At 60.9% G+C, this 24,960-nt stretch carries 23 protein-coding genes; 13 read left to right on the forward strand and 10 right to left on the reverse strand.

Annotated features, from left to right (window positions below; genetic code table 11):
• The first annotated feature begins 2 nt into the window (after window positions 1–2).
• From ACIONG_RS15490 to ACIONG_RS15515, 6 genes are all read left to right on the forward strand, one after another.
• Complete coding sequence (locus ACIONG_RS15490; protein WP_401300714.1) at window positions 3–704, forward strand: hypothetical protein; 702 nt, start codon at window positions 3–5, stop codon at window positions 702–704.
• Window positions 704–982 carry a DUF3613 domain-containing protein gene (locus tag ACIONG_RS15495; RefSeq protein ID WP_401300716.1) on the forward strand — a complete coding sequence of 93 codons (279 nt, stop codon included), beginning with the start codon at window positions 704–706 and terminating at the stop codon, window positions 980–982. Before ACIONG_RS15490 ends, ACIONG_RS15495 begins: the two co-directional genes overlap by 1 nt.
• Window positions 983–1,089: 107 nt before the next feature.
• Window positions 1,090–1,380 carry a hypothetical protein gene (locus ACIONG_RS15500; RefSeq protein WP_401300718.1) on the forward strand — a complete coding sequence of 97 codons (291 nt, stop codon included), beginning with the start codon at window positions 1,090–1,092 and terminating at the stop codon, window positions 1,378–1,380.
• Between the two features lie 397 nt (window positions 1,381–1,777).
• Window positions 1,778–2,140, forward strand: coding sequence for a DUF6124 family protein (locus ACIONG_RS15505; RefSeq protein WP_103306288.1), 363 nt, complete (start codon window positions 1,778–1,780; stop codon window positions 2,138–2,140).
• Window positions 2,141–2,602: 462 nt separating this feature from the next.
• Window positions 2,603–2,965 carry a DUF6124 family protein gene (locus ACIONG_RS15510; protein WP_103306287.1) on the forward strand — a complete coding sequence of 121 codons (363 nt, stop codon included), beginning with the start codon at window positions 2,603–2,605 and terminating at the stop codon, window positions 2,963–2,965.
• A 343-nt stretch (window positions 2,966–3,308) separates the two neighbouring features.
• A complete protein-coding gene (locus tag ACIONG_RS15515) occupies window positions 3,309–5,714 on the forward strand; it encodes an autotransporter outer membrane beta-barrel domain-containing protein (protein WP_401300722.1) in 2,406 nt (801 codons plus the stop codon).
• Between the two features lie 128 nt (window positions 5,715–5,842).
• On the opposite strand, the gene ACIONG_RS15520 is transcribed toward ACIONG_RS15515, so the two are convergent.
• The 4 genes from ACIONG_RS15520 to ACIONG_RS15535 form a co-directional block, all read right to left on the reverse strand.
• Window positions 5,843–7,513, reverse strand: coding sequence for a ShlB/FhaC/HecB family hemolysin secretion/activation protein (locus ACIONG_RS15520; RefSeq protein WP_401300725.1), 1,671 nt, complete (start codon window positions 7,511–7,513; stop codon window positions 5,843–5,845).
• A 133-nt stretch (window positions 7,514–7,646) separates the two neighbouring features.
• Window positions 7,647–9,290, reverse strand: coding sequence for a collagen-like triple helix repeat-containing protein (locus ACIONG_RS15525; protein ID WP_401300728.1), 1,644 nt, complete (start codon window positions 9,288–9,290; stop codon window positions 7,647–7,649).
• A 412-nt stretch (window positions 9,291–9,702) separates the two neighbouring features.
• On the reverse strand, window positions 9,703–10,557 hold the full coding sequence (locus ACIONG_RS15530; RefSeq protein ID WP_401300730.1) for a MaoC family dehydratase: 855 nt from the start codon (window positions 10,555–10,557) through the stop codon (window positions 9,703–9,705).
• A gap of 2 nt (window positions 10,558–10,559) precedes the next feature.
• On the reverse strand, window positions 10,560–11,912 hold the full coding sequence (locus ACIONG_RS15535) for a 3-oxoacyl-ACP reductase (RefSeq protein WP_401300732.1): 1,353 nt from the start codon (window positions 11,910–11,912) through the stop codon (window positions 10,560–10,562).
• 239 nt (window positions 11,913–12,151) lie between these two features.
• Here ACIONG_RS15535 and ACIONG_RS15540 point away from each other — a divergent pair, with 239 nt between their 5' ends.
• The 3 genes from ACIONG_RS15540 (at window position 12,152) to ACIONG_RS15550 (ending at window position 16,108) form a co-directional block, all read left to right on the forward strand.
• Window positions 12,152–13,429 (forward strand): acetyl-CoA C-acetyltransferase, encoded by a 1,278-nt coding sequence (locus ACIONG_RS15540; protein ID WP_401300735.1) that lies wholly within the window; start codon window positions 12,152–12,154, stop codon window positions 13,427–13,429.
• 341 nt (window positions 13,430–13,770) lie between these two features.
• Window positions 13,771–14,667 (forward strand): PA4780 family RIO1-like protein kinase, encoded by an 897-nt coding sequence (locus ACIONG_RS15545; RefSeq protein WP_103306280.1) that lies wholly within the window; start codon window positions 13,771–13,773, stop codon window positions 14,665–14,667.
• A 232-nt stretch (window positions 14,668–14,899) separates the two neighbouring features.
• Window positions 14,900–16,108, forward strand: coding sequence for an MFS transporter (locus tag ACIONG_RS15550; RefSeq protein WP_401300738.1), 1,209 nt, complete (start codon window positions 14,900–14,902; stop codon window positions 16,106–16,108).
• Here the strand turns inward: ACIONG_RS15550 and cueR are convergent.
• From cueR to ACIONG_RS15565, 3 genes are all read right to left on the reverse strand, one after another.
• Window positions 16,062–16,475: a Cu(I)-responsive transcriptional regulator gene (cueR, locus tag ACIONG_RS15555; RefSeq protein ID WP_096819703.1), complete on the reverse strand. Its 414-nt coding sequence runs from the start codon at window positions 16,473–16,475 to the stop codon at window positions 16,062–16,064. The two genes, ACIONG_RS15550 and cueR, sit on opposite strands and share 47 nt — an antisense overlap.
• Window positions 16,472–18,865 (reverse strand): heavy metal translocating P-type ATPase, encoded by a 2,394-nt coding sequence (locus ACIONG_RS15560; RefSeq protein ID WP_401300741.1) that lies wholly within the window; start codon window positions 18,863–18,865, stop codon window positions 16,472–16,474. The genes cueR and ACIONG_RS15560 overlap by 4 nt, the downstream gene beginning before the upstream one ends.
• Before the next feature lie 128 nt (window positions 18,866–18,993).
• Window positions 18,994–19,377 (reverse strand): hypothetical protein, encoded by a 384-nt coding sequence (locus ACIONG_RS15565; protein WP_213027459.1) that lies wholly within the window; start codon window positions 19,375–19,377, stop codon window positions 18,994–18,996.
• Window positions 19,378–19,527: 150 nt separating this feature from the next.
• On the opposite strand from ACIONG_RS15565, the gene ACIONG_RS15570 reads away from it, so the two are divergent.
• Both ACIONG_RS15570 and ACIONG_RS15575 read left to right on the forward strand, forming a co-directional pair.
• Window positions 19,528–19,725, forward strand: a complete 198-nt coding sequence (locus ACIONG_RS15570; RefSeq protein ID WP_315446400.1) for a cation transporter — start codon at window positions 19,528–19,530, stop codon at window positions 19,723–19,725.
• A gap of 212 nt (window positions 19,726–19,937) precedes the next feature.
• A complete protein-coding gene (locus ACIONG_RS15575; RefSeq protein WP_401300744.1) occupies window positions 19,938–21,134 on the forward strand; it encodes a multidrug effflux MFS transporter in 1,197 nt (398 codons plus the stop codon).
• Window positions 21,135–21,140: 6 nt separating this feature from the next.
• Here ACIONG_RS15575 and ACIONG_RS15580 read toward each other — a convergent pair whose 3' ends face one another.
• The 3 genes from ACIONG_RS15580 to ACIONG_RS15590 all read right to left on the reverse strand — a co-directional run bounded on the left by ACIONG_RS15580 (window position 21,141) and on the right by ACIONG_RS15590 (window position 22,808).
• Window positions 21,141–21,314: a hypothetical protein gene (locus ACIONG_RS15580; protein WP_177431451.1), complete on the reverse strand. Its 174-nt coding sequence runs from the start codon at window positions 21,312–21,314 to the stop codon at window positions 21,141–21,143.
• Between the two features lie 154 nt (window positions 21,315–21,468).
• On the reverse strand, window positions 21,469–22,482 hold the full coding sequence (locus ACIONG_RS15585; RefSeq protein WP_401300747.1) for a zinc-binding alcohol dehydrogenase family protein: 1,014 nt from the start codon (window positions 22,480–22,482) through the stop codon (window positions 21,469–21,471).
• Window positions 22,483–22,514: 32 nt separating this feature from the next.
• A complete protein-coding gene (locus ACIONG_RS15590; protein WP_103306272.1) occupies window positions 22,515–22,808 on the reverse strand; it encodes a putative quinol monooxygenase in 294 nt (97 codons plus the stop codon).
• 120 nt (window positions 22,809–22,928) lie between these two features.
• Here ACIONG_RS15590 and ACIONG_RS15595 point away from each other — a divergent pair, with 120 nt between their 5' ends.
• Entirely contained in the window at window positions 22,929–23,858 is a 930-nt protein-coding gene (locus ACIONG_RS15595) for a LysR family transcriptional regulator (protein WP_401300750.1), read from the forward strand.
• A gap of 317 nt (window positions 23,859–24,175) precedes the next feature.
• Window positions 24,176–24,907: an ArsR/SmtB family transcription factor gene (locus ACIONG_RS15600; protein WP_401300753.1), complete on the forward strand. Its 732-nt coding sequence runs from the start codon at window positions 24,176–24,178 to the stop codon at window positions 24,905–24,907.
• The last annotated feature ends 53 nt before the right edge of the window (window positions 24,908–24,960 follow it).

A 24,960-nucleotide genomic window follows, 5' to 3' on the forward strand; every position in this document is an offset into this window, starting at 1 on the left:
TGATGAAAGCAATGATTGCAGGCATGTGTTTGTTGATGCTCGGTGGCTGCGCCAATACCGGGCAGAACCCGTGGGAGGCGCTGACCAACAGCGCCAGTTGCGGAAAGTTGAGTTCCGATCAGCAACTGTCGCTGAACCTGGCCGATGACATGGCCAATGACGGCAAGCTGCACGCCAGCCTGGCCAACCTGCAAAGCCTGCCGGACAACCTTGCCGATGTGCGTTTGCGCAAGGCCAAGGTCTATCGCCTGCTCGGTCGCAGCGAGGCCGAGCCGTTGTATCGCAGCCTGCTCGGCACCTGCCTCGCTGCCGAGGCCGAGCATGGTCTGGGCCAACTCGCCGCAGCGAAATCCGACTACGGCCAGGCGCAAGCGCACCTGCAACGTGCGGCACGGTTGGCGCCGACCGACGAAAAAATCCGCAACGACCTCGGCGTGGTTTACCTCAACCAGTTGCGCATCGAAGACGCCCGTTTCGAATTCCTCACCGCCATGGAGCTTAAGCAGAGCGATCAACTGGCGGCGCTGAATCTGGTCACGCTGTTGCTCTATCAGGACGACTGGACCCGCGCCGCCGAACTGGTCAGCCGTCTCGGTCTGAGCCCGGCGCAATTCAGTGAGGCCCAGAGCCGCGCGGAAAAACTCAAGTCGCCGAGTCGCGCCACCGTCGCTGTCACGGCGATGCTCAAGTCAGGAGAACTGTGATGAAAACCGCGATGTTTTGTCTGGGCTTGTTGGCACTGCCGCTGACCAGCTACGCCATCGACGCCGGCCCGGCCTCGGCCCAGCAACAGGAAACCGAAGGCTGGCTGCAACTGCAGGGCCGCAACAAAGTCGCCTCGCCGAAAGTGCAAACGGCCACGCCGACCGAGCGTGAACTGACCATGCAGCGTTGGCTGAAAAGCTATCAGCACGAGATCCCGCAGTTTTTCGATCAGGAGCAGGGCGGCAAGGTCGACAGTGGCTCGGGGGGCGGGGGCTGACAGTTTTTCAGCAGGTTTACCGCGTCATCGTTCATCGCTGGCAAGCCAGCTCCCACAGGATTTGCATCAGTCTTGGGTTTGCACATGAACCTGGGGAGCCAGTTGCCATGGGATTTGCATCAGATCTTGGATCTGCAAATGAACCTGGGGAGCCAGCTGCCATGGGATTTGCATCAGATCTTGGATATGCAAATGAACCTGGGGAGCCAGTTGCCATAGGATTTGCATCAGTCTTGGGTTTGCACATGAACCTGGGGAGCCAGTTGCCAGGGGATTTGCATCAGATCTTGGATCTGCAAATGAACCTGGGGAGCCAGCTGCCATGGGATTTGCATCAGATCTTGGATCTGCAAATGAACCTGGGGAGCCAGTTGCCACAGGATTTGCATCAGTCTTGAATTTGCACACGACCCCTGTGGGAGCGGGCTTGCCCGCGATGAGGCCCGCCCAGTCACCCCATGATCAGTTGTTTAAATATGTGTTGATTTACCGGAACTGTCCCACAAGGTTTTCAGGTTGTCTGTCGGACGTGCGCTCTCTAGTCGTGGGCGGTCGCTGACCTCTCAGCGATCGGGTGTGGAAACCTGAATTCTAAGTAGATGCATTGCATCAGCACCGTAATCGTTGCCGACGTCTTCGTTCGTCTGCAAACTGCGTCGCGGCGGCTGTGCGTGGGCAGACTTCGGTCTGGCCGGTTGCCTACTTATCGGTTTTCCACCCCGCGTACAGCTGCCACCTTTTTATCGTGTGGAAACGATCGGGAGGTGGCTCCAACAGCCAAGCAGGAGCTTTTTCATGGACAAACTGATTCCCGACCCACCCCTCGAAACCACCACCCCGCTCGAAGAAATCCTGCGCGCCGAGGACCAGGCCAGAAACCGCGAAGCCATCAAACGCGCCCTCGATTTCTACCTTTGCCCCAATCCCGTCAAACCCCGCCAACCCAGCACGATGTTCCTCGTCAATCCGAGTGTCGACACCGAAAGCCTGCTCGCCCACGCTTGCGAATCGCTGGCCAGTGCCAGCGCGGCGACCAGCAACTTCGCCAATGAACTGAGCGGCACGCAGCGCAGCACGGTGTTGGGCATCCAGCAGGTTGTCATGCTCGCCGAACTGGCGGTGAACCGCGCGCTGGACCGGGTGGACCCGCAGACCTGATCCGCAGGTTTACCGCGTTATCGTTCATCGCTGGCAAGCCAGCTCCCACAAGGTCATATGCTGATTCAAGACTGATGCAAAACCTGTGGGAGCTGACTTGCCAGCGATGAGGCCCGCCCAGTCACCCCATCATCAGTTGTTTAAATATGTGTGGATTTACAGGAACTGTCCCACAAGGTTTTCAGGTTGTCCGTCGGACGTGGGCTCACTAGTCTTGGGCTGTCGCTGACCTCTCAGCGATGGGGTGTGAGAACCCGGCAACTTATGGTCATTCAGTATCTGTGCACGCATAATCGCCGCCAGCTATCCGCTGTTGGTTTGCGTCATGGCGGCTGTGTGCGGGCAGACTTCGGTCTGGCCGGGTGTCCATAACCGGTATTCTCACCCCGCATATAGCTGCCACCTCTTTGCCCCGTGAGAATGGCAAAGGGGTTGCGCTGAAGACTGTGGAGAACTGTTGCAATGGACAAACTGATTCCCGACCCACCCCTCGAAACCACCACCCCGCTCGAAGAAATCCTGCGCGCCGAGGACCAGGCCAGAAACCGCGAAGCCATCAAACGCGCCCTCGATTTCTACCTCTGCCCCAATCCCGTCAAACCCCGCCAACCCAGCACGATGTTCCTCGTCAATCCGAATGTCGACACCGAAAGCCTGCTCGCCCACGCTTGCGAATCGCTGGCCAGTGCCAGCGCGGCGACCAGCAACTTCGCCAATGAACTGAGCGGCACGCAGCGCAGCACGGTGTTGGGCATCCAGCAGGTTGTCATGCTTGCCGAACTGGCGGTGAACCGCGCGCTGGACCGGGTGGATCCGCAGACCTGATCCGCAGGTTTACCGCGTTATCGTTCATCGCTGGCAAGCCAGCTCCCGCAAGGTCATGCGCTGATTCAAGACCTGATGCAAAACCTGTGGGAGCTGGCTTGCCAGCGATGAGGCCCTTTCAGCCATCCCAATACTTGTTGCCTGGCCGTTCTGCGTCGGAGCCGCCGCAGTGGGCTATCGAAAAATTGACGCCATCACTTTGACATTTTAATGGTGTCGAAATGATGGCTCGTGTAGATTGCGCCGCGCCCGGATCAGATGAACTGGTGGGCCGGTAGGGATGCCAAAGTGAATGCGTGAACCCTGCTGAAACCGTATTTGCTGTTTTGGAAGGGAATCTCGCGTGAACACTTCTTGCCTGCGCCGCTCGTTATTGGCGCTTTCCGTTGCTGCTGCCACTTTCAACGCCCCGACTGCGTTGGCCGCCACGCTCAATTACGATCTGAGTGGCGGGCCATTGGTCAGCGTCAGGAAAACGTATGACTTCCTCAATCTCGTCGGCTCGATAAACGTTGTGGAGACTTCGCCGTCGGCCATGACCAGCGCCGCGCAGTTTTCCGGATCGCGGGTCAATGTCGAGATGACCAACAAGGCTGCGATCACCATTGATGGTGCAACCCACGGTGTCGGGATCGATATAAAGTCAGCGGGTATTTCCTGGGTCGGACTCGGTTCGAACCTCATTCATGAGGGCTCGATCACCGTCAATGGTCTGGCCGACAGTGGTGATTCGACCGGTATCGCGCTAAAGGACATGCCGATCACGCGTCACCTGCTCAACAGAGGCACTATCACCGTCACCGGCAATAACGCCACAGGGATTTCGCTGATCGGCACGACCATCGGCGACGGTGTGAACAATGACCTCGGTGGCAACATCATCGTCAGTGGTAACAATGCCCGTGGCATTTACATGGAAAACACCCGGCAATCAGCGTCGATCTACAACGTCAAGACGATCAAGGCCACCGGCAATGGCGCAGAAGGGCTGTCATTGAACGGCGCAGCGTTTGTGCCGAGGGCGAGTGACAGTACCGACAGCATTTTCAACATGGGCACCATTTCCGGCGAAAGCATTGGCATCCATGTGAGCAATCAGCCGGCCGCGCAAGGCTCGTTCAATATCACCCTCGGCGGGGGACTGGTCGAAGGCCGAACGGCTGCCATCCAGGTGGACGATGGGCGCAGTTATTTGTACTGGTGGGGCGGCGACGTCAAAGGCAATTTGCTCGGCCTGTCCGGGATGGCGGTCGATGGCGAAGTCGACTTCGATGGTTCGCTGATCAAGTCCGGTTACGTGGCCATTCAAAAGGCCACGTTGAATCTGGTGCAGCCTCACACCACGATCATCGGCAATCTGGACATGGAAGACGCCGAATCGAATATCGCGATGTCGGTCGGCAATGACACCGATATCAACCGGCCGATTCTGACGGTCAGCGGCACCACCGACATCGCACCGGGCGGACACCTGCAATTGCAGGCGCGCTCCAGCGATTTCCGCACCGCCGCCGCCGGCAACCGATACACCTTGATCAGTTCGGGCAATCTCGTCGGTGGGGAAAACCTCGCCGTCGAGTCGACCTCCGCGCTGCTCTATGTAAAAAGCTATGGCGTCGAAGGCAACGACATCAAGGCATTGGTCAGCACCAAGTCGCAGGATGTGGTGACGGAAAACACGCTTGATGCCGGTGGCAGCCACAACGCTGCAACGGCGGCAGGACATTTGACCAGCCTGATGTCACGCATCGACGAGCAGGATCCGGTGTTCCAGACCTTCGCCAATGCCAGCACCGATGCGCAACTGGCGCGTCTGTCCGAGTCCCTCAGCCCGGATGTCAGCCGAGGCGTGCTGCACGCCGCCACCAACAGCCAGACGCTGGTCTCCGGCGTGATCAACGAACGCTCCAGCCGCGCGCGCAATACCACCGGTTCGAGCGAAAAAGACGTGTGGCTGCAAGCCCTGAGCAGCGATGCCAATCAGGACGAGCGCCGCGGTGTGTCGGGTTATGACGCCGACAGCCACGGGATTGCCGTGGGTGCCGATGGCCAGTTGAACGCAGACACGACGCTGGGCCTGGCTTACAGCTACCTCGATACCGACGTGAAATCCGACCTGGGCAGCAAGACCAAAGTCACCGGTCACGCGCTGACGGTCTACGGCAACTGGGTGCATGACAACTGGTTCGTCGACACCTCGTTGATGTACGGCTGGAACGACAACGAGTCCAAGCGCTACATCGCCGGCACCCGCGCCAAGGGTGATTACGACAGTGATGTGTTTGGCGTCAGTGCCCTGGCCGGTTACAGCCTGCGTCTGATGCCGGATGTCGTGCTGGAGCCGCAAGTCGGCGCACGTTACGCCAACGTGGGCATGGATGCGTATCGCGAGAAAGGCAGCGCCGCCTCGCTGAATGTCGGCAGCCAGCGTTACGAAGTCGGTGAGTTGGGCATGGGCGCGCGTCTGGCTGCTGCGTTTGCAGTCGGCGCAGGCAGTCTTGAGCCTGAAGCGAAACTGATGGCCTGGCACGACGTGATTGGCGACAAGGTGTCCACGCAGTCTTCGTTTGTACAGGGCGGCGATTCGTTCACCAGCCACGGCACCACGCCAGTGCGTGACAGCTATGAACTGGGCTTGGGCGCGAACTACCGGATGGGCGCGTGGAGTGTCGGCGGTGCCTACAACTACGTGACGGCCAGCGGATTTGATTCCGATGGCTTTACGGCGAAGGTGCGTTACGCGTTCTGATCCATCAGATAACCGCGTGATCGTTCATCGCTGGCAAGCCAGCTCCCACATTTGGAATACGTTCCAACCTGTGGGAGCTGGCTTGCCAGCGATGGCGGTCTGTCAGCTCAACAGATTTATCTGACACCCTACAACTGATAACTGAAGCTGATGCTGTAACGCGTCCGCCGATTGAAAGTGTCCAGCGCTTCATCCGACATCGCCTTCGCCGCTTCCAGCGCAATGTTGTAGTACTTGGCGTCGCCGAATCTCAAACCCACCGCCGCCGACGACAAGTTGTTGGCCTGCACCGGCAATTCATTGAACCAACTGCGCGAACGATCGAGCACCACGTACGGTTGCAGGATGCGCACCCAGTTGCCGTCGCGATTGAAACTGTAGTTGACCTCGTAAGCCACACCCCAGCCCTTGTCGCCCGACGCCTGATCATCGGGATAACCGCGCCCGAAATTCTGCCCGCCGAACACTGCGCGTTCGCTGTCGGGGAGGGTGTCGTCGCTCCAGTACAACGCGGCCGACAGCACGCCTTGCCAGTTGTCGAAGAACTTGTCGCTCTGCACGCCGGACAGGCGCACCCGGAAGAAGTCGAGGTCGATGGCGTTGTTGTTGGTCTTCGCGCCCATGCTGTCCAGGCCTTGGTACACGCCACCGCTGAGAATCCGCAATTGCTGGGCATCGGCCTTGCGCCAATCGCTCTCGAAAGCGAGGGCGCGGATGTCGGTGCGTTCTTCGACGCTCAGCGGGTAACCGATAACGTTGTAGCGAGTCTTGTCATTGACCGCGTACAGCCGCGATCCGGCGGTCAGCAGTTCGTTGGAAGCCGCGATCAGGGGGAGGGTGAAGCCGATCGAATAACGGTCGTTCTCCCGATGCGGTTTGAGTTGCAGGCCATTGTCGAGCAGCACATTGGTGCCGGGGTCGGCACGGTAGCGGGAGGCGGAAAGGGCCAGTTGCGTACCTTCGCTATCGAGGAACTGGCTGTAGTCGAGGCGGTAGTAATGTTCTTTGTCGTCACCCGGCGGAAACAGACCGCTGAGGCTCAATTGCTCGCCCATGGACGTCTGCGAATTGCTGCTCACGCCGAGTAAAGCTTGCGTGCCGTTGCGGTTGTCTTCAGTGGTGCTCAGCGTGCTGGTGAATGGTTTGCGGCTGGCTTGCGCGACCAGCGTTGTGGCGCCATCGGTGGTACCCGGCGGCGGTACTTGTGCCTGGATCGTCACGCCGGGGACGCGCGTCATCAACGTGGTATAGCGCTCGAACGTCTTGCGGGTCAGCGGCCGCTCGGCCTGAATTTTCGCCGCCAGTTTGTCGAGCAGGCCTTTGACCCTGCCGACATCACCCTGCATCTGCACATCCCGCACGTAACCTTCGACCAGTACGACGCGGGCGACGCCGTCGTCGAAGTTCTGTTGCGGTAAAAAGGCGTAGGACAGCAGGTAGCCGTCCTGCTGATAGCGCCGGGTGATGTTGCGCGTCGCTTCGATCAGCTCGGCGAGGCTGGTTTCGTGGCCGATCAGTGGTTTGTAATTGTCGGCCAACTCGTTCAGCGGATAGATCGTGCCGCCCTCGATCTGCACGGTTTTGAGATTGACCTTGGTGCTCATCATCAACGGTTGCGCGGCAGTTGCGCCGGGGTCTGGCACCTGCAACGGCGCGGCAGCCGGGCGATAGGCGTCGGCCGGCAAATTCGGCACGGGCAGATTACGGATGGTTTCGTTGCTGTTGAGAAAGCTGGGGAGGGTGTCGGCGAGGGCGGCGGAACTGAGACTGAGGCACAGCAGGGATGCCATAACGCGCATAGGACACTCCATGGTCAGATCACAGCACAGGGCTGGGTTCTCCTAAGAAAAAAGCGGAAGACTCGTGGGAATCTTCCGCCCTCAACCAAGCGTAGGCGCTGTATGTGAGGCCGTCGAATCGGCCAGGTGCAATTTAGCGTTTGTTGCCTCCCAGGGCGCCGGTCAGGCCACCGAGTACTCCGCCCAGACCGCCCGTGGTGCCGCCGCCGGTTGCGGTTCCGGTGCCGCCGTTGACCAGGCCGCCAACCGCTGCAACGGTACCACCGACGTTGTTGACCAGACCTCCGACGGCTGTGGTGACCGGGTTGTTGGTGGCGGCAATCGCGCCACCCAGATTGCTGACCGCACCGCCGACTTGACCTGTGAGCGCGGCGACTGGCGAGCCGAGACCAGTAGCGGCGCCGACTTGCTGGGTCACGTTGGTGACGGCGCTGGTGACCGGATTCAGACCTGCACCGACGGTGGCGCCGACAGTGGCCAGTGGCGAAGTCGTTGCAGTAATCGGTGAGCCCGAACCGCCGAGCACGGTGTTCAGCGAAGCGACGGTGTTACCCAGTCCGCCTGCGGCAACGCCACCGGCACTGACCACGCCGTTGGTATTGCCAGCGTTCAAGCCTGTGCCGACGTTAACCACGGCGCCGCCCACGGTTTGCAACAGACCCGTGCCGCCGAGGCCGCCACCCAGTCCACCGCCGATACCGCCACCAGTTCCTGAGCCGGTGCCGTTGGACACCAGCCCACCCGCCTTGCCAACCGCTGTGCCGACGTTGCTCACGGCACCGCCGAGGGTGTTGGTCACGGCGTTGCCATTGCCAGCAGCGGTGACCTTGCCGCCCAAACCGTTCACGGTGCCGCCGACTTGCGAAATCACGCCTTTGAGCGGATCACCGAGGCCGGTGGTAGCGCCGAGTTTGCCGGTGGTGCTTTCAACCATGGCGATCACCGGGACCAGGCTGGCGCCGACTTTATTGGTCAATTGGCTGGTTGGGCCATTGGTCAGCGTGGTGTCGAGGGTATCGCCGAGCATGGTGACTTTCTCGCCAACGCCGTCGAGCAATGGTGCCACTTTGGTGACCACGCCGCCGACCACGGGAACGCTGCCGGTGGCGGTTGCCAGTTTGCCGCTGAGGTCGGACACGCCGTTGCCGACATCGGTAACAACTCCGCCGACCGAGGCCACGGTGGTGGTCAGGCCTTTAGGGTCGGTCGCCAGTTTGCCGACGCCATTGGCAATGCCATCGCCTAGCGTGGTGACAACGTTGCCGGTGGTGTTCGCCGCGCTCTGCACTACGCCACCGACTACAGGCACGGTGCTCAAGGAGTCGCCAATCTGACCGACGCCATCGCCGACGCCGCTGACGGTTTTGCCCACATCCTGCACCAGGGTGGTGGTTACCAGTGACGGAGTAGTTGGATTGGTCGGGTTGGTTGGATCAGTCGGGTTCGTTGGATTGGTTGGATCCGTCGGGTTGGTCGGATTAGTCGGGTTGGTTGGATTGGTGCCTCCCGTTCCGCCCGTACCGCCAGTGCCTGCAGTGCCGTCTGTGCCACCGGTACCGCCAGTGCCACCGGTCCCACCCGTTCCAGCGGTGCCGCCGCCGGTCCCATCAGTGGCACCCGTGCCGCCGGAGCCATCGGTTCCTGCGCTGCTGGCGGGAGAAGAACTCCCGGAACTGCTTTTATGGCCGCCACCGCCACTGCTGCAACCGGCGAGGCCGAGGGAGAGGATCAATGCCAGAGCGATTGCCGATTTGCACCACACGTCTTGAGTTTTCATGATCGAGATTCCTTGCACCTGTTACAACGTTCGTTGTCTTCGATGGCTCCCCGGTCTATCGCCGGTGATGCCTCCGTCCGTTGTGTCAATCTCAGTCCAAGGGCAGGTTCCAGGCCATTCTCAAGTTGGTATTAACGCCTTTATATATAAGGTGATGCGCAGCGCCTAAGGACTAATACCCAAGATATAGACGCGCAAAAAAAAGCCTTGAGAATCAAGGCCAGGTGTTTGTCGAAGAGGTGGTCAAGGTGCGGAAAAACTTAAGTGATATATACACAATTTACAGGTCGGCCCCTATTTCCCGGGCGCTGAAAACCTTGTGGTGACAGGGAGCTTTTGTGGTGAGGGGATAAATCCCATCACCACAGAGATTCCTTCACACAAATTCTGTTTTCATCACCCACTTCTGGATTCAGGCAATCGGCTGCCAATTGCCCACCATATGCTCCAGATCCCCCGCCCCCACCAGCCGCAATTCGCCACTGGATCCCGCTTCGCTGGCCAGCAACGTCACCTCACTCGGCAATCGCACCGGTTTGCGAAAGTGCACCGCGATCTCCAGATTGGCCTTGGGTAAATGATCCGCCAGCGCCGCGAGTGTGCGGGCCTTGTTCCACAAGCCGTGGGCGATGGCCGTGGGAAAGCCGAACAACTTTGCGCTCGCCGCGCTCAGGTGGATCGGGTTGTAGTCTCCCGACACCTTGGCGTATTGCCGGCCAATGTCTGCCGACGCCTTCCAATGGGCCACTTCCGTCAGCGCTTGCGATGGCTGCCAATGCTGTTCGACGGCTTCACCGTCAAGTTTTACCCCGCGACAGAGCATCTGACTTTCGGCTTCCCACAACGGCCCGAGCTGATCATCCAGCGTGGTCAGCAGATCGAACGTCGCGCCCTTGGGATGCGCTTGCAGATTATTCACGCGCACGCTGACTTGCGCGCGACTGATCGCACCCATCGGCCGCAGCACGCGAATGCGGTTGCTCAAATGAATCAGACCCAGCAGCGGGAACGGAAAATCCTTTGCCGTGAGCAACTGCATCTGCAAGGCAAACGCGAGGATGTGTGGATAAGTCGGCGGCAGCAGACCGTCGTCGGTAAAACCGCAGACCTTGCGATAGTCCGCCAGGCGTTTGCCATCGATGTCGACCCAGCAGCGCAAGCCACTGTCGGGCAGTTGCGTGCCAGTGATCTTGCGTCGCGTCGCCGCCCGCGCATACAGCCCGGGCAGACTCGGTTCGCGGTCCAGTGTGTGCCATTCGATGCTCATGCCTAAGCCCCCAGAACACTTTGTCCACAGACCCGCAGCGCCTGCCCGGTGAACGCGCCGGTGCCCGGTTGCGCCAGCCAAGCCACGGCCTCGGCGACGTCTTGCGGCAGGCCGCCCTGGCCCAGCGAACTCATGCGTCGTCCGGCCTCACGCAGGCCGAAAGGAATGTGCGCGGTCATCTGCGTTTCGATGAATCCCGGCGCCACGGCGTTGATGCTGATGCCGCGTTCCAGCAGTGTCGGCGCCCACGCCTGGGCCAGGCCGATCAAGCCTGCCTTGCTCGCGGCGTAGTTGGTCTGCCCGCGATTACCGGCGATACCGCTGATCGAGGCGAGCAGGATCACCCGCGCGTTGTCTTTCAGCGTGCCGCTGTCGAGCAGGGCTTTGGTCAGCACTTGCGGCGCATTGAGGTTGACCGCCAGCACCGCGTCCCAGAATTCCGGGGTCATGTTGGCCAAGGTCTTGTCGCGAGTGATCCCGGCGTTGTGCACCAGAATGTCGATGCCGTCCGGCAGTTGTTCGATCAGTTGCGTGGCAGCGTCCTCCGCGCAGATGTCGAGGGTGATGCTGCGCCCGCCGAGGCGTGCGGCGAGGGCTTCAAGATCGGTCTTGGCCGGCGGCACGTCGAGCAGGATGACCTCGGCGCCATCGCGTGCCAGGGTCTCGGCAATCGAAGCGCCAATGCCGCGCGCTGCGCCGGTGACCAGCGCCTTGCGCCCGGCCAGTGGTCGCGTCCAGTCGGTGACCGGCGTTGCGCAAGCGGTCAGGCGAATCACCTGCCCGGAAACGAAAGCACTTTTCGGCGAAAGGAAAAACCGCAGCGGGCCTTCCAACTGATCTTCGGCACCGTCACCGACATAAATCAATTGCAGCGTGCCACCGCTGCGCAACTCCTTGGCCAACGAACGGGAGAAACCTTCCAGCGCCCGTTGTGCACTGGCGGCGAACGGATCGCTCAGGGTTTCCGGGGCGCGACCGAGGATCACCAGGTGGGCGCTGGATTCGAGGTTTTTCATCAATGGCTGGAAGAACTCGCGCAGCTGTTTGAGCTGATCGGTCTGTTGCAGATCGCTGGCGTCGAACACCACAGCCTTGAGTTTCGGACCAAGGCCGGGAATCCATTCGGTAGCGCTCGCCGGTTGCTCGCCGTAGCGGTAAATCCCCTCGGTCAAACGATTGGCGAAGGCGCTGACGCGCTCGGCCAGCGGCCCGCCGCCGATCAGCAGCGCACCCTCCACCGGCCGCAGGCGTCCGGCCTGCCAGCGCTCCAGTCGCACCGGCGACGGCAGGCCCAGAGCCCCGACCAGACGATGGCCGATGGACGAGTTGGCAAAGTCGATATAGCGGTCAGACATGGAACGCTCTCCAAATGTTGGGGTTCAAAGTGTGGACTGCCAATGGCAAACAATCGTTCGATCCACGCAATAAGGCCTACGCTAGAACAGCAGAGTAGACCACTGACCCTGTGCGGGCTGGCTTGCCAGCGATGGCGGACTGTCTGCCACTGAAGGTGTTGGATGTGCCGGCCCCATCGCTGGCAAGCCAGCTCCCACAGGGTTCTATGTGAACCTGGACATCTAAAAAGGAGCTTTTCATGAGTCAGCTGCGCCGCGTCGCGATCATCGGCGGTAACCGTATCCCTTTCGCCCGTTCCAACGGACCGTACGCTACCGCCAGCAATCAGGCGATGCTCACCGCCGCCCTCGAAGGCCTGATCGAACGCTACAACCTGCACGGCCAGCGCATCGGCGAGGTCGTGGCGGGCGCGGTGCTTAAATTGTCACGGGATATGAACCTGACCCGCGAATGCGTACTTGGCTCGCGCCTGTCTCCGACCACCCCGGCCTATGACATCCAGCAAGCCTGCGGCACCGGCCTGGAAGCGGCGCTGCTGGTGGCGAACAAAATCGCCCTTGGCCAGATCGACAGTGGCATTGCTGGCGGCGTCGACACCACCTCGGACGCACCGATCAGCGTCAGCGAGGGCCTGCGCAAGATCCTCCTGCAAGCCAACCGCGCCAAGACCACTGGCGACAAACTCAAGACCTTTCTGCAACTGCGCCCCCAACACCTGATCCCGGAATTCCCGCGCAATGGCGAGCCGCGCACCGGTCTGTCGATGGGCCAGCACTGCGAACTGATGGCGCAGACCTGGCAGATTCCCCGCGAAGAGCAGGATCAACTGGCCCTGGAAAGCCATCACAAACTGGCCGCGTCCTACAGCGAAGGCTGGCACAACGATTTGATGACGCCGTTCCTCGGCCTGACCCGCGACAACAATCTGCGCCCGGACCTGACCCTGGAAAAACTCGCGTCGCTGAAACCGGCGTTCGAAAAAAGCGCCAAAGGTACGCTGACGGCGGGCAACTCCACGCCGCTCACCGATGGCGCCTCGGTGGTGTTGCTCGGCAGTGAGGAATGGGCGAAAGAGCGCGGCTTGCCGATCCTCGCTTACCTGCGCGACGGCGAAGCGGCGGCGGTGGATTTCGTCAATGGTGCCGAGGGCCTGCTGATGGCGCCGGTGTACGCGGTGCCACGTTTATTGGCGCGTAACGGGCTGACGTTGCAGGACTTCGACTACTACGAAATTCATGAGGCGTTCGCTGCGCAGGTTTTGTGCACGCTCAAGGCCTGGGAAGATCCTGAATACTGCAAAACCCGTCTGGGGCTGGATGCGCCGTTGGGTTCGATCGACCGCAGCCGGCTTAATGTCAAAGGCAGTTCGCTGGCGGCGGGGCATCCGTTTGCCGCGACGGGTGGGCGGATTGTTGCGAATCTGGCGAAGTTGCTGGATGCGGCGGGCAAGGGCCGGGGGCTGATTTCGATTTGCGCCGCGGGCGGCCAAGGCGTCACTGCCATCATTGAAAGATAAATCGGATCCTGTGGGAGCGGGCTTGCCCGCGATGAGGCCATCAGATTCAATATTTTTATTGACTGGGATATCGCCATCGCTGGCAAGCCAGCTCCCACAGGTTTATGCGGGCATGTTCAAGGACACTTACAGGCCAATGTCAGATTCTGTCGCAAATGCCCTCAACACCGATCAGCAACATTCACCACCGCCTCGGCTATGATTCGCCGCGGTCAGATTTTCGGCACAGTGTGTGCATTCTCAAGGTTCACAGGTCGGCAACCCCTCCCCGAGACGCGAGGATTGCCGTATAACGAGTGACATTCGCGTGTTTGGTAATAAAGGACCCACAATAAAAGCTGATGAAGACTCCAAAACGCATTGAACCCCTGATCGAGGACGGTCTGGTCGACGAAGTGCTGCGCCCACTGATGAGTGGTAAAGAAGCAGCTGTTTATGTGGTGCGCTGCGGCAATCAGTTACGTTGCGCAAAGGTCTACAAGGAGGCGAACAAACGTAGTTTCCGCCAGGCGGCCGAGTATCAGGAAGGCCGCAAGGTTCGCAACAGCCGACAGGCCCGAGCGATGGCCAAAGGCTCCAAGTTCGGTCGCAAAGAGACCGAGGATGCCTGGCAGAACGCCGAGGTGGCGGCGCTGTTTCGTCTGGCCGGTGCCGGTGTGCGCGTGCCGAAACCGTACGACTTCCTCGATGGCGTATTGTTGATGGAACTGGTGGCCGACGAATTCGGCGACGCCGCGCCGCGTCTGAACGACGTGGTGCTGGAGCCGGATCAGGCCCGCGAGTATCACGCGTTCCTGATTTCGCAGATCGTGCTGATGTTGTGTACCGGTCTGGTGCACGGTGACCTCTCCGAGTTCAACGTGCTGCTGACACCGACCGGCCCGGTCATCATCGACCTGCCGCAAGCAGTCGATGCAGCGGGCAACAACCACGCGTTCAGCATGCTCGAGCGTGACGTTGGCAACATGGCCTCATACTTCGGCCGTTTTGCGCCAGAGCTGAAGACGACCAAGTACGCCAAGGAAATGTGGGCGTTGTACGAAGCCGGCACCTTGCATCCGAACAGTGTGCTGACCGGTGAGTTCGACGATCCGGAGGACCTGGCCGATGTCGGCGGGGTGCTGCGCGAGATCGAAGCGGCGCGGCTGGACGAAGAGCGCAAGCAGGCGATTCGTGCGGCAGATGACGAGCCCAAGGGCAAGTCGGACGAGCCACCGCCTCCGCCATGGATGCAGTGATCGTGTAAAGAGAAACCCGGCTTCGGCCGGGTTTTTTTGTGCCCGCCATTTTCCAGACAGCACCCGAAAAACCTGTGGGAGCTGGCTTGCCAGCGAAGGGGCCTGTACAGCCAATACATGTCTTCAGGCTGAACCACCGCTATCGCTGGCAAGCCAGCTCCCACAGGGGATGGTGGTGTTCTTGAAATGCGTGTGGGAATCTTGTCTGCCTCCGCACACTCAAGGACTGAAAGTGACCACCCCCCGCAACGCCTACCTGATCATCACCGCCCGACTGATCTCTGATTTCGGCGCTTTCCTCAACATGGTTGCGCTGGCCACGTACGTCTATCTGCTGAGCAACAGCGCCATGAGCGTCGGCATTTTCCTCGCCAGTCGCGTCGGCGGCGGGATTTTCGCCAGTCTGATCGGCACGCGGTTCTATCGGCGCTGGAGCGGGCGTTTGCCGCTGATTGCATTCGATCTGCTGCGCGCTGGCGTGCTTGGTCTGTTGCTGATCGTGCCGGTCAGCCAGCAAGCACTGCTGTTGCCGCTGATCGCCTTCGGGCTGGGCTTTGGCAACTCAATGTTCGCCATCGGTCTCAACAGCCAGTTGCCCAGGCTGATCGAGCCGTCGCAGTTGCTGAAAACAAACGCGTGGATCACTTCGGCCTCTTCGGCGGCGATGGTCGGCGGCAGTCTGGTCTCGGGGTTGCTGGTAGCGGGTTTTGGCTTCGAAACGGTGTTCGCCCTGAACGCGCTGACCTATTTGCTGGCTGCATTACTGATTGTGCCGCTGCGTTTCGACGCTCCGACCCTCAACACCGAGCCCGAGCGCGGCGAATGGTCGGCCCTCAAGCAAGGCCTGCGCAGTGCGCCGGTGATTGCCGCCATGCTCGCGGTGACGATGGCCGACACCTTGGGTAGCGCCGCGCATAACGTCGGTTTCCCGATCATCTCGAAACTGCTCTCGCCCGAGTCGGCGAGCACCACGCTGGGCCTGATGCTGGCGGTATGGGCCAGCGGCAAACTGCTCGGTGCACGAATCGCCAGCCGCCTGAAAGGCTCGGACAACATCCATCTGGAGCGGCGGTTCTTCTTCGGCGTGGCGCTGATGTCCTGCGGTTTCATCCTGATGTTTCAGCAGCACAGTCTCTACGGATTGCTGTTGTTTTCCTTGCCGGCCGGGCTGGGTGACGGCTTCTCAGAAGTCGGCCTGATGTCGCGGCTGCAACGCGAACCGGAACACCTGCGCCTGCCAATCTTCAGCTTCCTGACGTTGCTGCAAATGACCGGATTCGGCGTCGGCATGTTGATCGCCGCGCCGTTCTACGAGTGGTGGACACCGGGGGCCGTGGTCATGCTGTTCCACGGCATTCCCCTCGGCACCCTGCTGACGGTAAAAGGGCTGGCGCTCAGGCGCGGGCGGGTTGTGCGCAGCAGCCCGACGCCAGCTCCTTGAGGATCGGGCAATCAGGGCGATGGTCGCCCTGACAATGCTCGACCAGATCCTGCAAGGTGTCGCGTAGCTCGCCGAGTTCGCGGATCTTCTGGTTCAACTCGTCGATGTGCTGCCGCGCCAGCGCCTTCACATCGGCGCTGGCCCGCTGGCGATCCTGCCAGAGCGTCAGCAGTTTGCCGACTTCTTCGAGAGAAAAGCCGAGATCGCGCGAACGCTTGATAAAAGCCAGTGTGTGCAAGTCATCATCGCCGTAGACCCGATAACCGCTGTCGGTGCGATGGGCCGCTTTGAGCAAACCGATCGACTCGTAGTAGCGGATCATTTTCGCGCTCAGGCCACTGTGCCGGGCCGCTTGGCCGATGTTCATCGGTGCTCCTCCAGATCCTTGGGTTTCCAGGTTTTCAACAGTAGCGCATTGCTCACTACGCTGACGCTCGACAACGCCATCGCCGCACCGGCCAGCACCGGGTTGAGAAAGCCAAACGCCGCCAGCGGAATGCCGATCAGGTTGTAGACGAAGGCCCAGAACAGATTCTGGCGAATTTTCGCGTAGGTCTTGCGGCTGATCTCCAGCGCCGCCGGCACCAGCCGTGGATCACCGCGCATCAGCGTGATGCCCGCTGCGTGCATGGCGACGTCGGTGCCGCCGCCCATGGCGATGCCGATGTCGGCGGCAGCGAGTGCCGGAGCATCGTTGATGCCGTCGCCGACCATGGCGACGACGCCGATTTTCTTCAGTTCGGCGACGGTGGCGGCTTTGTCTGCCGGCAAGACTTCGGCGTGAACGTTTTTAATGCCAAGGGCCTCGGCCACCACGCGCGCACTGCCGCGATTGTCGCCGGTCAGTAAATGGCTGTGGATATCGCGTGCGGCGAGTTGTTGTACGGCTTGCAGTGCGCCCGGCTTCAAGGTGTCACCGAAGGCGAACAAACCCAGTACACGCAGCTCGGGACTTTGTTCGATCAGCCACGACAGGGTTCGGCCTTCGGCTTCCCATGCCTTGGCGGATTCGCTGAGGTTGCCTGCACTCAATCCGCTTTCTTCCAGCATCCGCCGATTGCCAAGGGCCAGACGCCGACCGTCCAGCGTGCCAGCGATGCCACGACCGGTCAGTGACTGGCTGTCGCTGATATCCGGCACAGGCAGATTTCGCTCAGCGGCTGAGTCAAGCACCGCTTTGGCCAGCGGATGCTCGCTGCCGCGTTGCAGGGCCCCGGCCAATTTCAGCAGCGTATTTTCATCGCCATTGACGGCACTCAAATGCGCGATGCGCGGGGTGCCGGAGGTCAACGTGCCGGTCTTGTCGAACACCACGCTGCTGACTTCATGGGCGCGTTCCAGTGCTTCGGCGTCCTTGATCAGAATGCCGTGCCGCGCCGCCACGCCAGTGCCGGCCATGATCGCCGTCGGCGTGGCGAGACCGAGGGCGCAAGGGCAAGCGATCACCAGAACCGCAACGGCGTTGATCAACGCGGTTTCCAGCGGTGCGCCGTACAGCCACCAACCGATCAGCGTTGCCAGGGCAAGGACCAGCACGGTCGGCACGAACACCTGGCTGACTTTATCCACCAGTTTCTGGATCGGTGCTTTCGCCGCTTGAGCGTCTTCGACCAGACGAATGATCCGCGCCAGCACGCTTTCCGCGCCGAGTGCGGTGGTGCGCACCAGCAAGCGACCTTCACCGTTGATCGCACCACCGGTGACTTTATCCCCCGGTTGTTTCGGCACCGGCAGACTCTCACCGCTGATCAAGGCTTCGTCGGCGTGGCTCTGGCCCTCCAGCACTTCGCCGTCGACCGGGAAGCGCTCGCCGGGTTTGACCAGCACTTGATCGTTGAGGCGCAGGGCACTGATGGCGACATCCTGTTCGCGGCCGTCGATCACCTGAATTGCCCGTTCCGGCCGCAAGGCTTCAAGGGCGCGGATGGCACTGGCGGTCTGGCGTTTGGCGCGGCTTTCGAGGTATTTGCCGAGCAGCACCAGGGCAATCACCACCGCCGACGCTTCGAAATACAGATGTGGCATGCGCCCGGCGGCAGTCGCCCACTCATAAAGACTCAAGCCATAACCGGCGCTGGTGCCGAGGGCGACGAGCAAGTCCATGTTGCCAGCGCCGGCGCGCACGGCTTTCCACGCCGCCACGTAGAACCGTGCACCGAAGATGAATTGCACGGGCGTGGCGAGGGCGAATTGCGCCCAGGCGGGCAGCATCCAGTGAATGCCGAACGGTTGCAGCAACATTGGCAAGACTAGCGGCAGGGCGAGGGCGATCGCGCAGATCAAAGCCCAGCGCTCGTGCTTCAGGCGCTGTTGCTGGTTATCGGTGGGTGGGTTTTCGGCTTGCCAGACGCTGGCTGAATAACCGGCCTTGCTGACGGCATCAAGCAGGTTTTGCGCGTCGATCTGGCCGAGCAGTTCGAGGTGCGCGCGTTCATTGGCGAGGTTGACGCTGACGCTTTTCACTCCGATGACTTTGTTCAGGGCGCGCTCGACACGACCCACGCAGGAGGCGCAGGTCATGCCATCAATTTTCAATTCGAGGGTGTGTTGCGGCACGCTGTAACCGGCGCGCTCAACCGCGTCCATCAACGCCGGCAAGCTGTCGCCGGGCGCCTGCACGCGGGCCTGCTCGGTGGCGAGGTTGACGCTGACGGCACTGGCGCCGCTGACTTTGCTCAAGGCCCGCTCGACACGCCCGGCACAACTGGCGCAGGTCATGCCGGCAATCGGCAGATCGAAAGTGATGGATTCGGACATCGGTCACGCTCCCTGTAGAAGTTGCCTACAGGATCAACCTTGCCATGCGGGCAAGGTCAAGCGCCAATCTTTGAGGCACCATCAATCAATGTGGGAGCGAGCAAGCCCGCTCCCACATGGGGATTTGCTTAGTAACCGAGATCGGTGCGCTTCAAGTACATGCCTTCCTGGTTCATCGCGATTCGGAACTTCAGGATGTCGCCGGCATGCAGTTTGATCTCCTGCGAACCCGGCGCGAGCATGCCCGGGTTGCAGCCCGGCATTTGCCCCGGCAGCAGTTTAAGCCGTAGCGAGACATTGCCCGGCGGCAGATTGAATGAGGTGCTTTGCTCCTGAAACAGGCGCGCCGACAGTTGATCCTGAATGTAAACACCGATCTCGCAGGACGTCGCTACTTCCAGGCGCTCGCGGGAAATGATCAGCACGCCATAATCCTCGCCGGCGGCTTGCACTTGAGGGATAGCGGCAAACAGGCCGAGGAAGCCAAACAGGCTGAAAGCTGACCAGCGCATGGCTGAATCTCCTGAATTTATGTCATTGATGCACGCAGCTTGGCCGAGCGCGGCGCTGATTGCCAGCCCGGCAGTTTATTCAAGAACTTGACCTTGCCATCGTGGCAAGCTCGAAACTGCCGGCAACCTCACTCAAAAGGAGTCATTTGCATGCAAGTGTTCAATGTTGAAGGCATGTCCTGCGGTCACTGTGTCAAAGCCATCACCAACGCCTTACAGGCCAAGGATCCGGCGGCCAGTGTGCGCGTCGATCTGGCGGCCAAGGAAGTCGGCGTCGAAAGTGCGCTGAGTGCTGAGCAGGTCATCGAAGTCATCAGCGAAGAAGGCTACGCGGTAAAACTCGCCTGACACAAATCCCTGTGGCGAGGGAGCTTGCTCCTGCTGGACTGCGCAGCAGGCCCATGGTTTCTGGCCTGGATATAAATCGGGGCCGCTGCGCGCCCCAGCGGGAGCAAGTTGTGGTTTGTCAGATTTTTAATTGTTAGCGAGCTATCGGAATGTTCAAGGCGTTCGGGCGCGGCTAGACTGTCGGGCTGCCGACTTGCCAACCTGGATGCCTGATGAACTTCCGTACCATTCTGATTCTCGGTGCCTTGACTGCCTTCGGGCCGTTGGCCATCGACTTTTACCTGCCTGCCTTTCCGTCCATGGCGCTGGCGTTCGGCACCGACGAAAAACACGTGCAGATGACCCTGGCGGCGTATTTCCTCGGTTTGTCCATGGGGCAGCTGTTGTATGGCCCGGTCGCGGATCGCTTCGGGCGACGGATTCCGCTGCTCACCGGTCTGGCGCTGTTCACGCTGGCCTCACTGGCCTGTGCCTATGCACCGAACCTGGAATGGCTGATCGGCGCACGCTTCGTGCAAGCGCTGGGCGGCTGTGCGGGCATGGTGATTGCGCGGGCGGTGGTCAGCGACAAATGCGATGCGGTGGGTTCGGCGAAAGTCTTCTCGCAGTTGATGCTGGTGATGGGCCTGGCACCGATTCTGGCGCCTATGCTCGGCGGGCTGCTGGTCAACACCACAGGCTGGCAGTCGATCTTTCTGGTGCTGACCGGTTTCAGTGCGCTGGCGGGGCTCGCCGTTGCACTTGGCTTGCCGGAAAGCATGCCAGCGCATATGCCACGCCAACCATTGTCCGGCGCGTTGCGCCAATACGGGCGCTTGTTCAAGGATAAAGTCTTTCTTGGCCACGCCCTCACCGGCGGCATTGCCGTCGCCGGGATGTTTTCCTACATTGCCGGCTCACCGTTCGTCTTCATCAAACTCTATGGCGTACCAGCCGAGCATTTCGGCTGGCTGTTCGGCACCAACGCGGCAGGTTTCATTCTGGTGGCGCAGATCAATGCACGGCTGTTGGCCAAGCGCGGTCCGGCGTTTCTGCTGGCGCGTGCGGTGTGGGTGTATCTGTTGGCGGGGCTGACACTGCTGGCGGTCAGCGCGCTTCATACCGAAGCGTTGTGGCCGTTACTGATTCCGTTGTTCATCTGCATCGCCAGCCTCGGCTGCATCCTGCCCAACGCTGCGGCCTGCGCAATGAACGGCCAGGGGGCGCGGGCCGGCAGTGCGTCGGCGCTGATGGGCTGTCTGCAGTTCAGCGTGGCTTCCGGCGCTGCTTCGCTGGTGGGGATTCTGCACGACGGCAGCGCCATGCCGATGGCCATGGTCATCAGCCTGTGCGGTCTGCTGGTGGTATGCGTCGCGATGCTCACCCGGCGTTTGCAGAATGCCCGGGCGCTGGCGCAAGCGGCTGGCTGAGCAGACTCAGCCGGCGGCGCGCTGCTGGCTGCGGTCGGGAATCTGATGGGGCGCGCAAATTCGCGCTTCGAGGGTGCGAGTGAAGGCCAGGGCCTCGGCTTCACTGCGGAATGTCACGGCGTGTTGATCGAGTCGAACCTGCCATTGAGACTTTGCCACTTCTTTTATCAGGATCTTCATTGCTGACCTCCCTTGCGTAAAAGATGTATCGCAGAGGCTTCGATTCTAGTCCTGAATACGATCGCAATTGTGACAAAGGTCAAGCATCTGACTGACGGCAAAAAAAACACCGCAGCCCGGGCAGGAACTGCCGCAGGCTGCGATCTTTTGATCTTCAGAAATGTTCTAAAACAATTTTCCCTTTGGCTTTGCCGCTTTCGAGCAATTCGTGCGCCCGGCGCAGGTTGGCGGCATTAATTGTGCCGAAATGCTCGCCGACCGTGGTCTTCAAGGTCCCGGCATCGATCAGCTCGGCCACGCGGTTGAGCAGATGGTGCTGCTCGATCATGTCTGGCGTCTCGAACAGCGAGCGGGTGTACATGAATTCCCAATGCAGCGACAGGCTCTTGCGCTTGAGCTTGCTCACGTCCAGTGACTTCGGATCGTCGATCAGCGCCAGTTTGCCTTGTGGCGCCAGGGCTTCGACCAGTTGATCCAAATGCTGATCGGTCTGGGTCAGGCTGGCGACGTGGGTTACGTTGGCGAGCCCCGCGCGTTTCAGCTCTTCACTCAGCGGCTGACTGTGATCGATCACCAGATCCGCACCCAGTTCGCTGACCCAGTCGCGAGTCTGCGCCCGGGAGGCGGTGCCGATCACCTTGAGACCGGTCAATTGTTTTGCCAGTTGGGTGAGGATCGAGCCGACACCACCGGCTGCGCCGACGATCAGCAGGCTCTGACCTTCGTCGGTCTGGCCTTCGCGGATTTGCAGGCGTTCGAATAGTAGCTCCCACGCAGTGATCGCGGTCAGCGGCAGGGCGGCGGCTTCGGCGAAACCGAGCGACTTGGGCATATGGCCGACGATTCGCTCATCGACGACGTGCAGTTCGCTGTTGCCGCCAGCACGGGCGATGGAACCTGCGTAAAAGACTTTATCCCCAGCCTTGAACAGCGTCACTTCGCTGCCGACGGCTTTGACCACACCGGCCACGTCCCAGCCCAGCACCTTCGCTGCGCCCGGTTCAGGCGCCACGTTCTGGCGCACCTTGGTGTCGACCGGATTGACCGAGATGGCTTTGACTTCCACCAGCAGATCGCGCGGGCCGGCGACCGGCTCTGGCAGTTCGATGTCTTGCAGGGAATCGGCGTCGCTGATGGGCAGGGAAGCGTAATAGGCAATGGCTTTCATGGTGGGCTCCGTACAAGTAAGGGAAGAAGGGCTCAGGCGATGCTGCCCAGACGTTTCAATTCGAAGTGTTCGATGCACTGCCCGGCAGTGGCCTGGAAGTTTTGAAAATGCGCGCTGGCGTTGTGCGCTTGCAGAATCGCTTCACTGGCCCAGTGTTCGATCACGTAGAAAACCCGTGGGTCGGCCAGGTCGCGGTGCAAGTCGTACTGACTGCAACCGTCCTCGGCACGGCTCGGTTCAACCAGTGCGCGCAACGCGTGTTCGAGAGTGTCCTGTTGGCCGGGTTTGGCGATCAGGGTGGCAATGGCGGTGAATGGCTGGGACATGTTCGGCTCCACAGAAGCGGGATGAATTCGATGGAGCAGATGATTGGCTATTTCTCCCCGAGATAAAACCGGCTAAAAGAGCAGTCTCTTTCAATATTTTTTTGATAATCGAGGCTGTAAATGCTGCGTTTCGATGACTTGCAGTTATTTGTCCGGGCGGCGGATCTGGGCAGCCTGTCGGCGGCGGCGCGGGTGATGGACATGTCCGCTGCGGTGGCCAGTGCGGCGTTGAAACGCATAGAGCAGCAACTCGGCGCGCGTTTGCTGGCGCGTTCGACGCGCAGTCTGCGGCTGACCGCGGAAGGCGAAGGCTTCCTCGAATACGCCCGGGCGGCATTGAGTCAGCTGGACGAAGGCCGGCGCCTGCTGGCCAGTGGGCAGGATCAGGTCAGCGGGGTCTTGCAACTGTCGGCACCGTCGGATTTTGGCCGCAACCTGCTGTTGCCGTGGCTCGACGAGTTTCAGCGCGAGCACCCGAAGCTGACCGTGCGCCTGTTGCTCGGCGACCGCATTGCCGACCTGTTCCGCCAGCCGGTGGACATTGCCCTGCGCTATGGCGAGCCGGAAGACTCCAGCCTGATCGCCTTGCCCATCGCCCCGCACAACCGCCGTGTGCTTTGCGCCTCGCCAGCCTATCTGGCGCGGCACGGTGAGCCGCGCCAGCTCGAACAACTGGCGCAGCACAATTGCCTGTTGTACATGCTCGGCAGCCGGGTTCATGACCACTGGAGCTTTCACGACGGCAAGCGCGAAGTCGGCTTGACGGTCAGTGGCGACCGCTTCAGCGATGATGCCGACGTGGTGCGGCTGTGGGCGGTGGCCGGGGCGGGAATCGCCTACAAATCCTGGCTCGACGTCGGCGCCGATGTGCTCGCCGGACGCCTCAAAGTGCTGTTGCCAGAGCTGCAATGTGAGCGCGCTCCGCTGAATCTGTTGTGCGCCCATCGCGCACAATTGAGTAAGCCGGTGAACCTGTTAAGGGAAATGCTCGCCAGCCGATGCGCTGATTTGAGTAGTCAATTTCCCGTTTTCCCGAAAGTTGATCATTAGTCGCAGGTAAATAGAGAAATTTCTGTCAGGAACAATCACCACCCGTGCAGGCTGCGAGGCGGGACGGAGCGTGCATCCCGCTTATACTAGCGCCCGCCTCATGCCAGTACCGAAACCCGGCCCGAACGCCGTCAATGCCGAGTTGCCCCTGTTTAATTGTGGGGTTCGCTGCGGTGGCGGGTTCTGCGCCGAAGCATGTTGCGTCAATGGCCTGCCTTGCCCCGGCTCAGGGCGTTTTTCGCGTCTTGGCCGCCGACCCATTACTGGTCAAGATGTCTCCGAGCAGTAGACGATACGATTCCACAGGGAGTGAATACATGGAACATGCACCTTGCATCAGCCAGATCGCCACGTTGCTGGCCGACCCCAAGCGCAGCGCGATGATGTGGGCGTTGATGGATGGCTCGGCCCGGCAGACCGAGGAGCTTGCGCTACTGGCAGGGCTGTCGCCGTCATCGGCCAGTGCGCATCTGGCACGGCTGGCCACCGGCGGTCTGTTGAAGGTCGAAGTCCGTGGTCGCAAACGGTTTTTCCGCCTCTCGGCGCCGGAGGTGGGGGCCGCGATAGAAGCACTGGCCAGCGCCACCATCGCCAGTGCTCCGCGGGAAATCGCCGAGGTGTTCAAGCGCACCACCCCCATGGCCAAACCTCAGTCGGCGCCGTCGTCGCTGTTGCGTGCACGCTTTTGCGATGACCACCTGGGGGGCACGCTGGCCGCCGATCTGTACCAGCGACTGCTCGACGCCGGCTGGATTGAACAGCTCGAACAGCGCGTAGCGGTGACCCACAAAGGTGCGAAGCAACTGGCCGGGCGCGGGGTGTTCATCCAGGCGCTGGCCCATCGCAACGTTCAAGTGGCCTGTGCATGCCCCGACTGGAGCGAGCGACGTCCGCACATGGGCGGCTCACTCGGCGCAGCGTTGTTGCAGTTATTCATGCAGTCCGGTTGGCTGACCCTGCCCAATGATTCACGAGCCCTGCAACTGACGGCCGCCGGCCAGCGCGAGCTGCATCGATTCGCCAAGGAAACCGAGCTGGAAATGGCGTAACAGACGCTGCGCAAGCGTCGCCTGTTACGCCATCAGTCCTGCTGGCGTCGTCT

This window comes from Pseudomonas sp. NPDC087817 (assembly GCF_044742875.1).
Lineage (GTDB): Bacteria > Pseudomonadota > Gammaproteobacteria > Pseudomonadales > Pseudomonadaceae > Aquipseudomonas.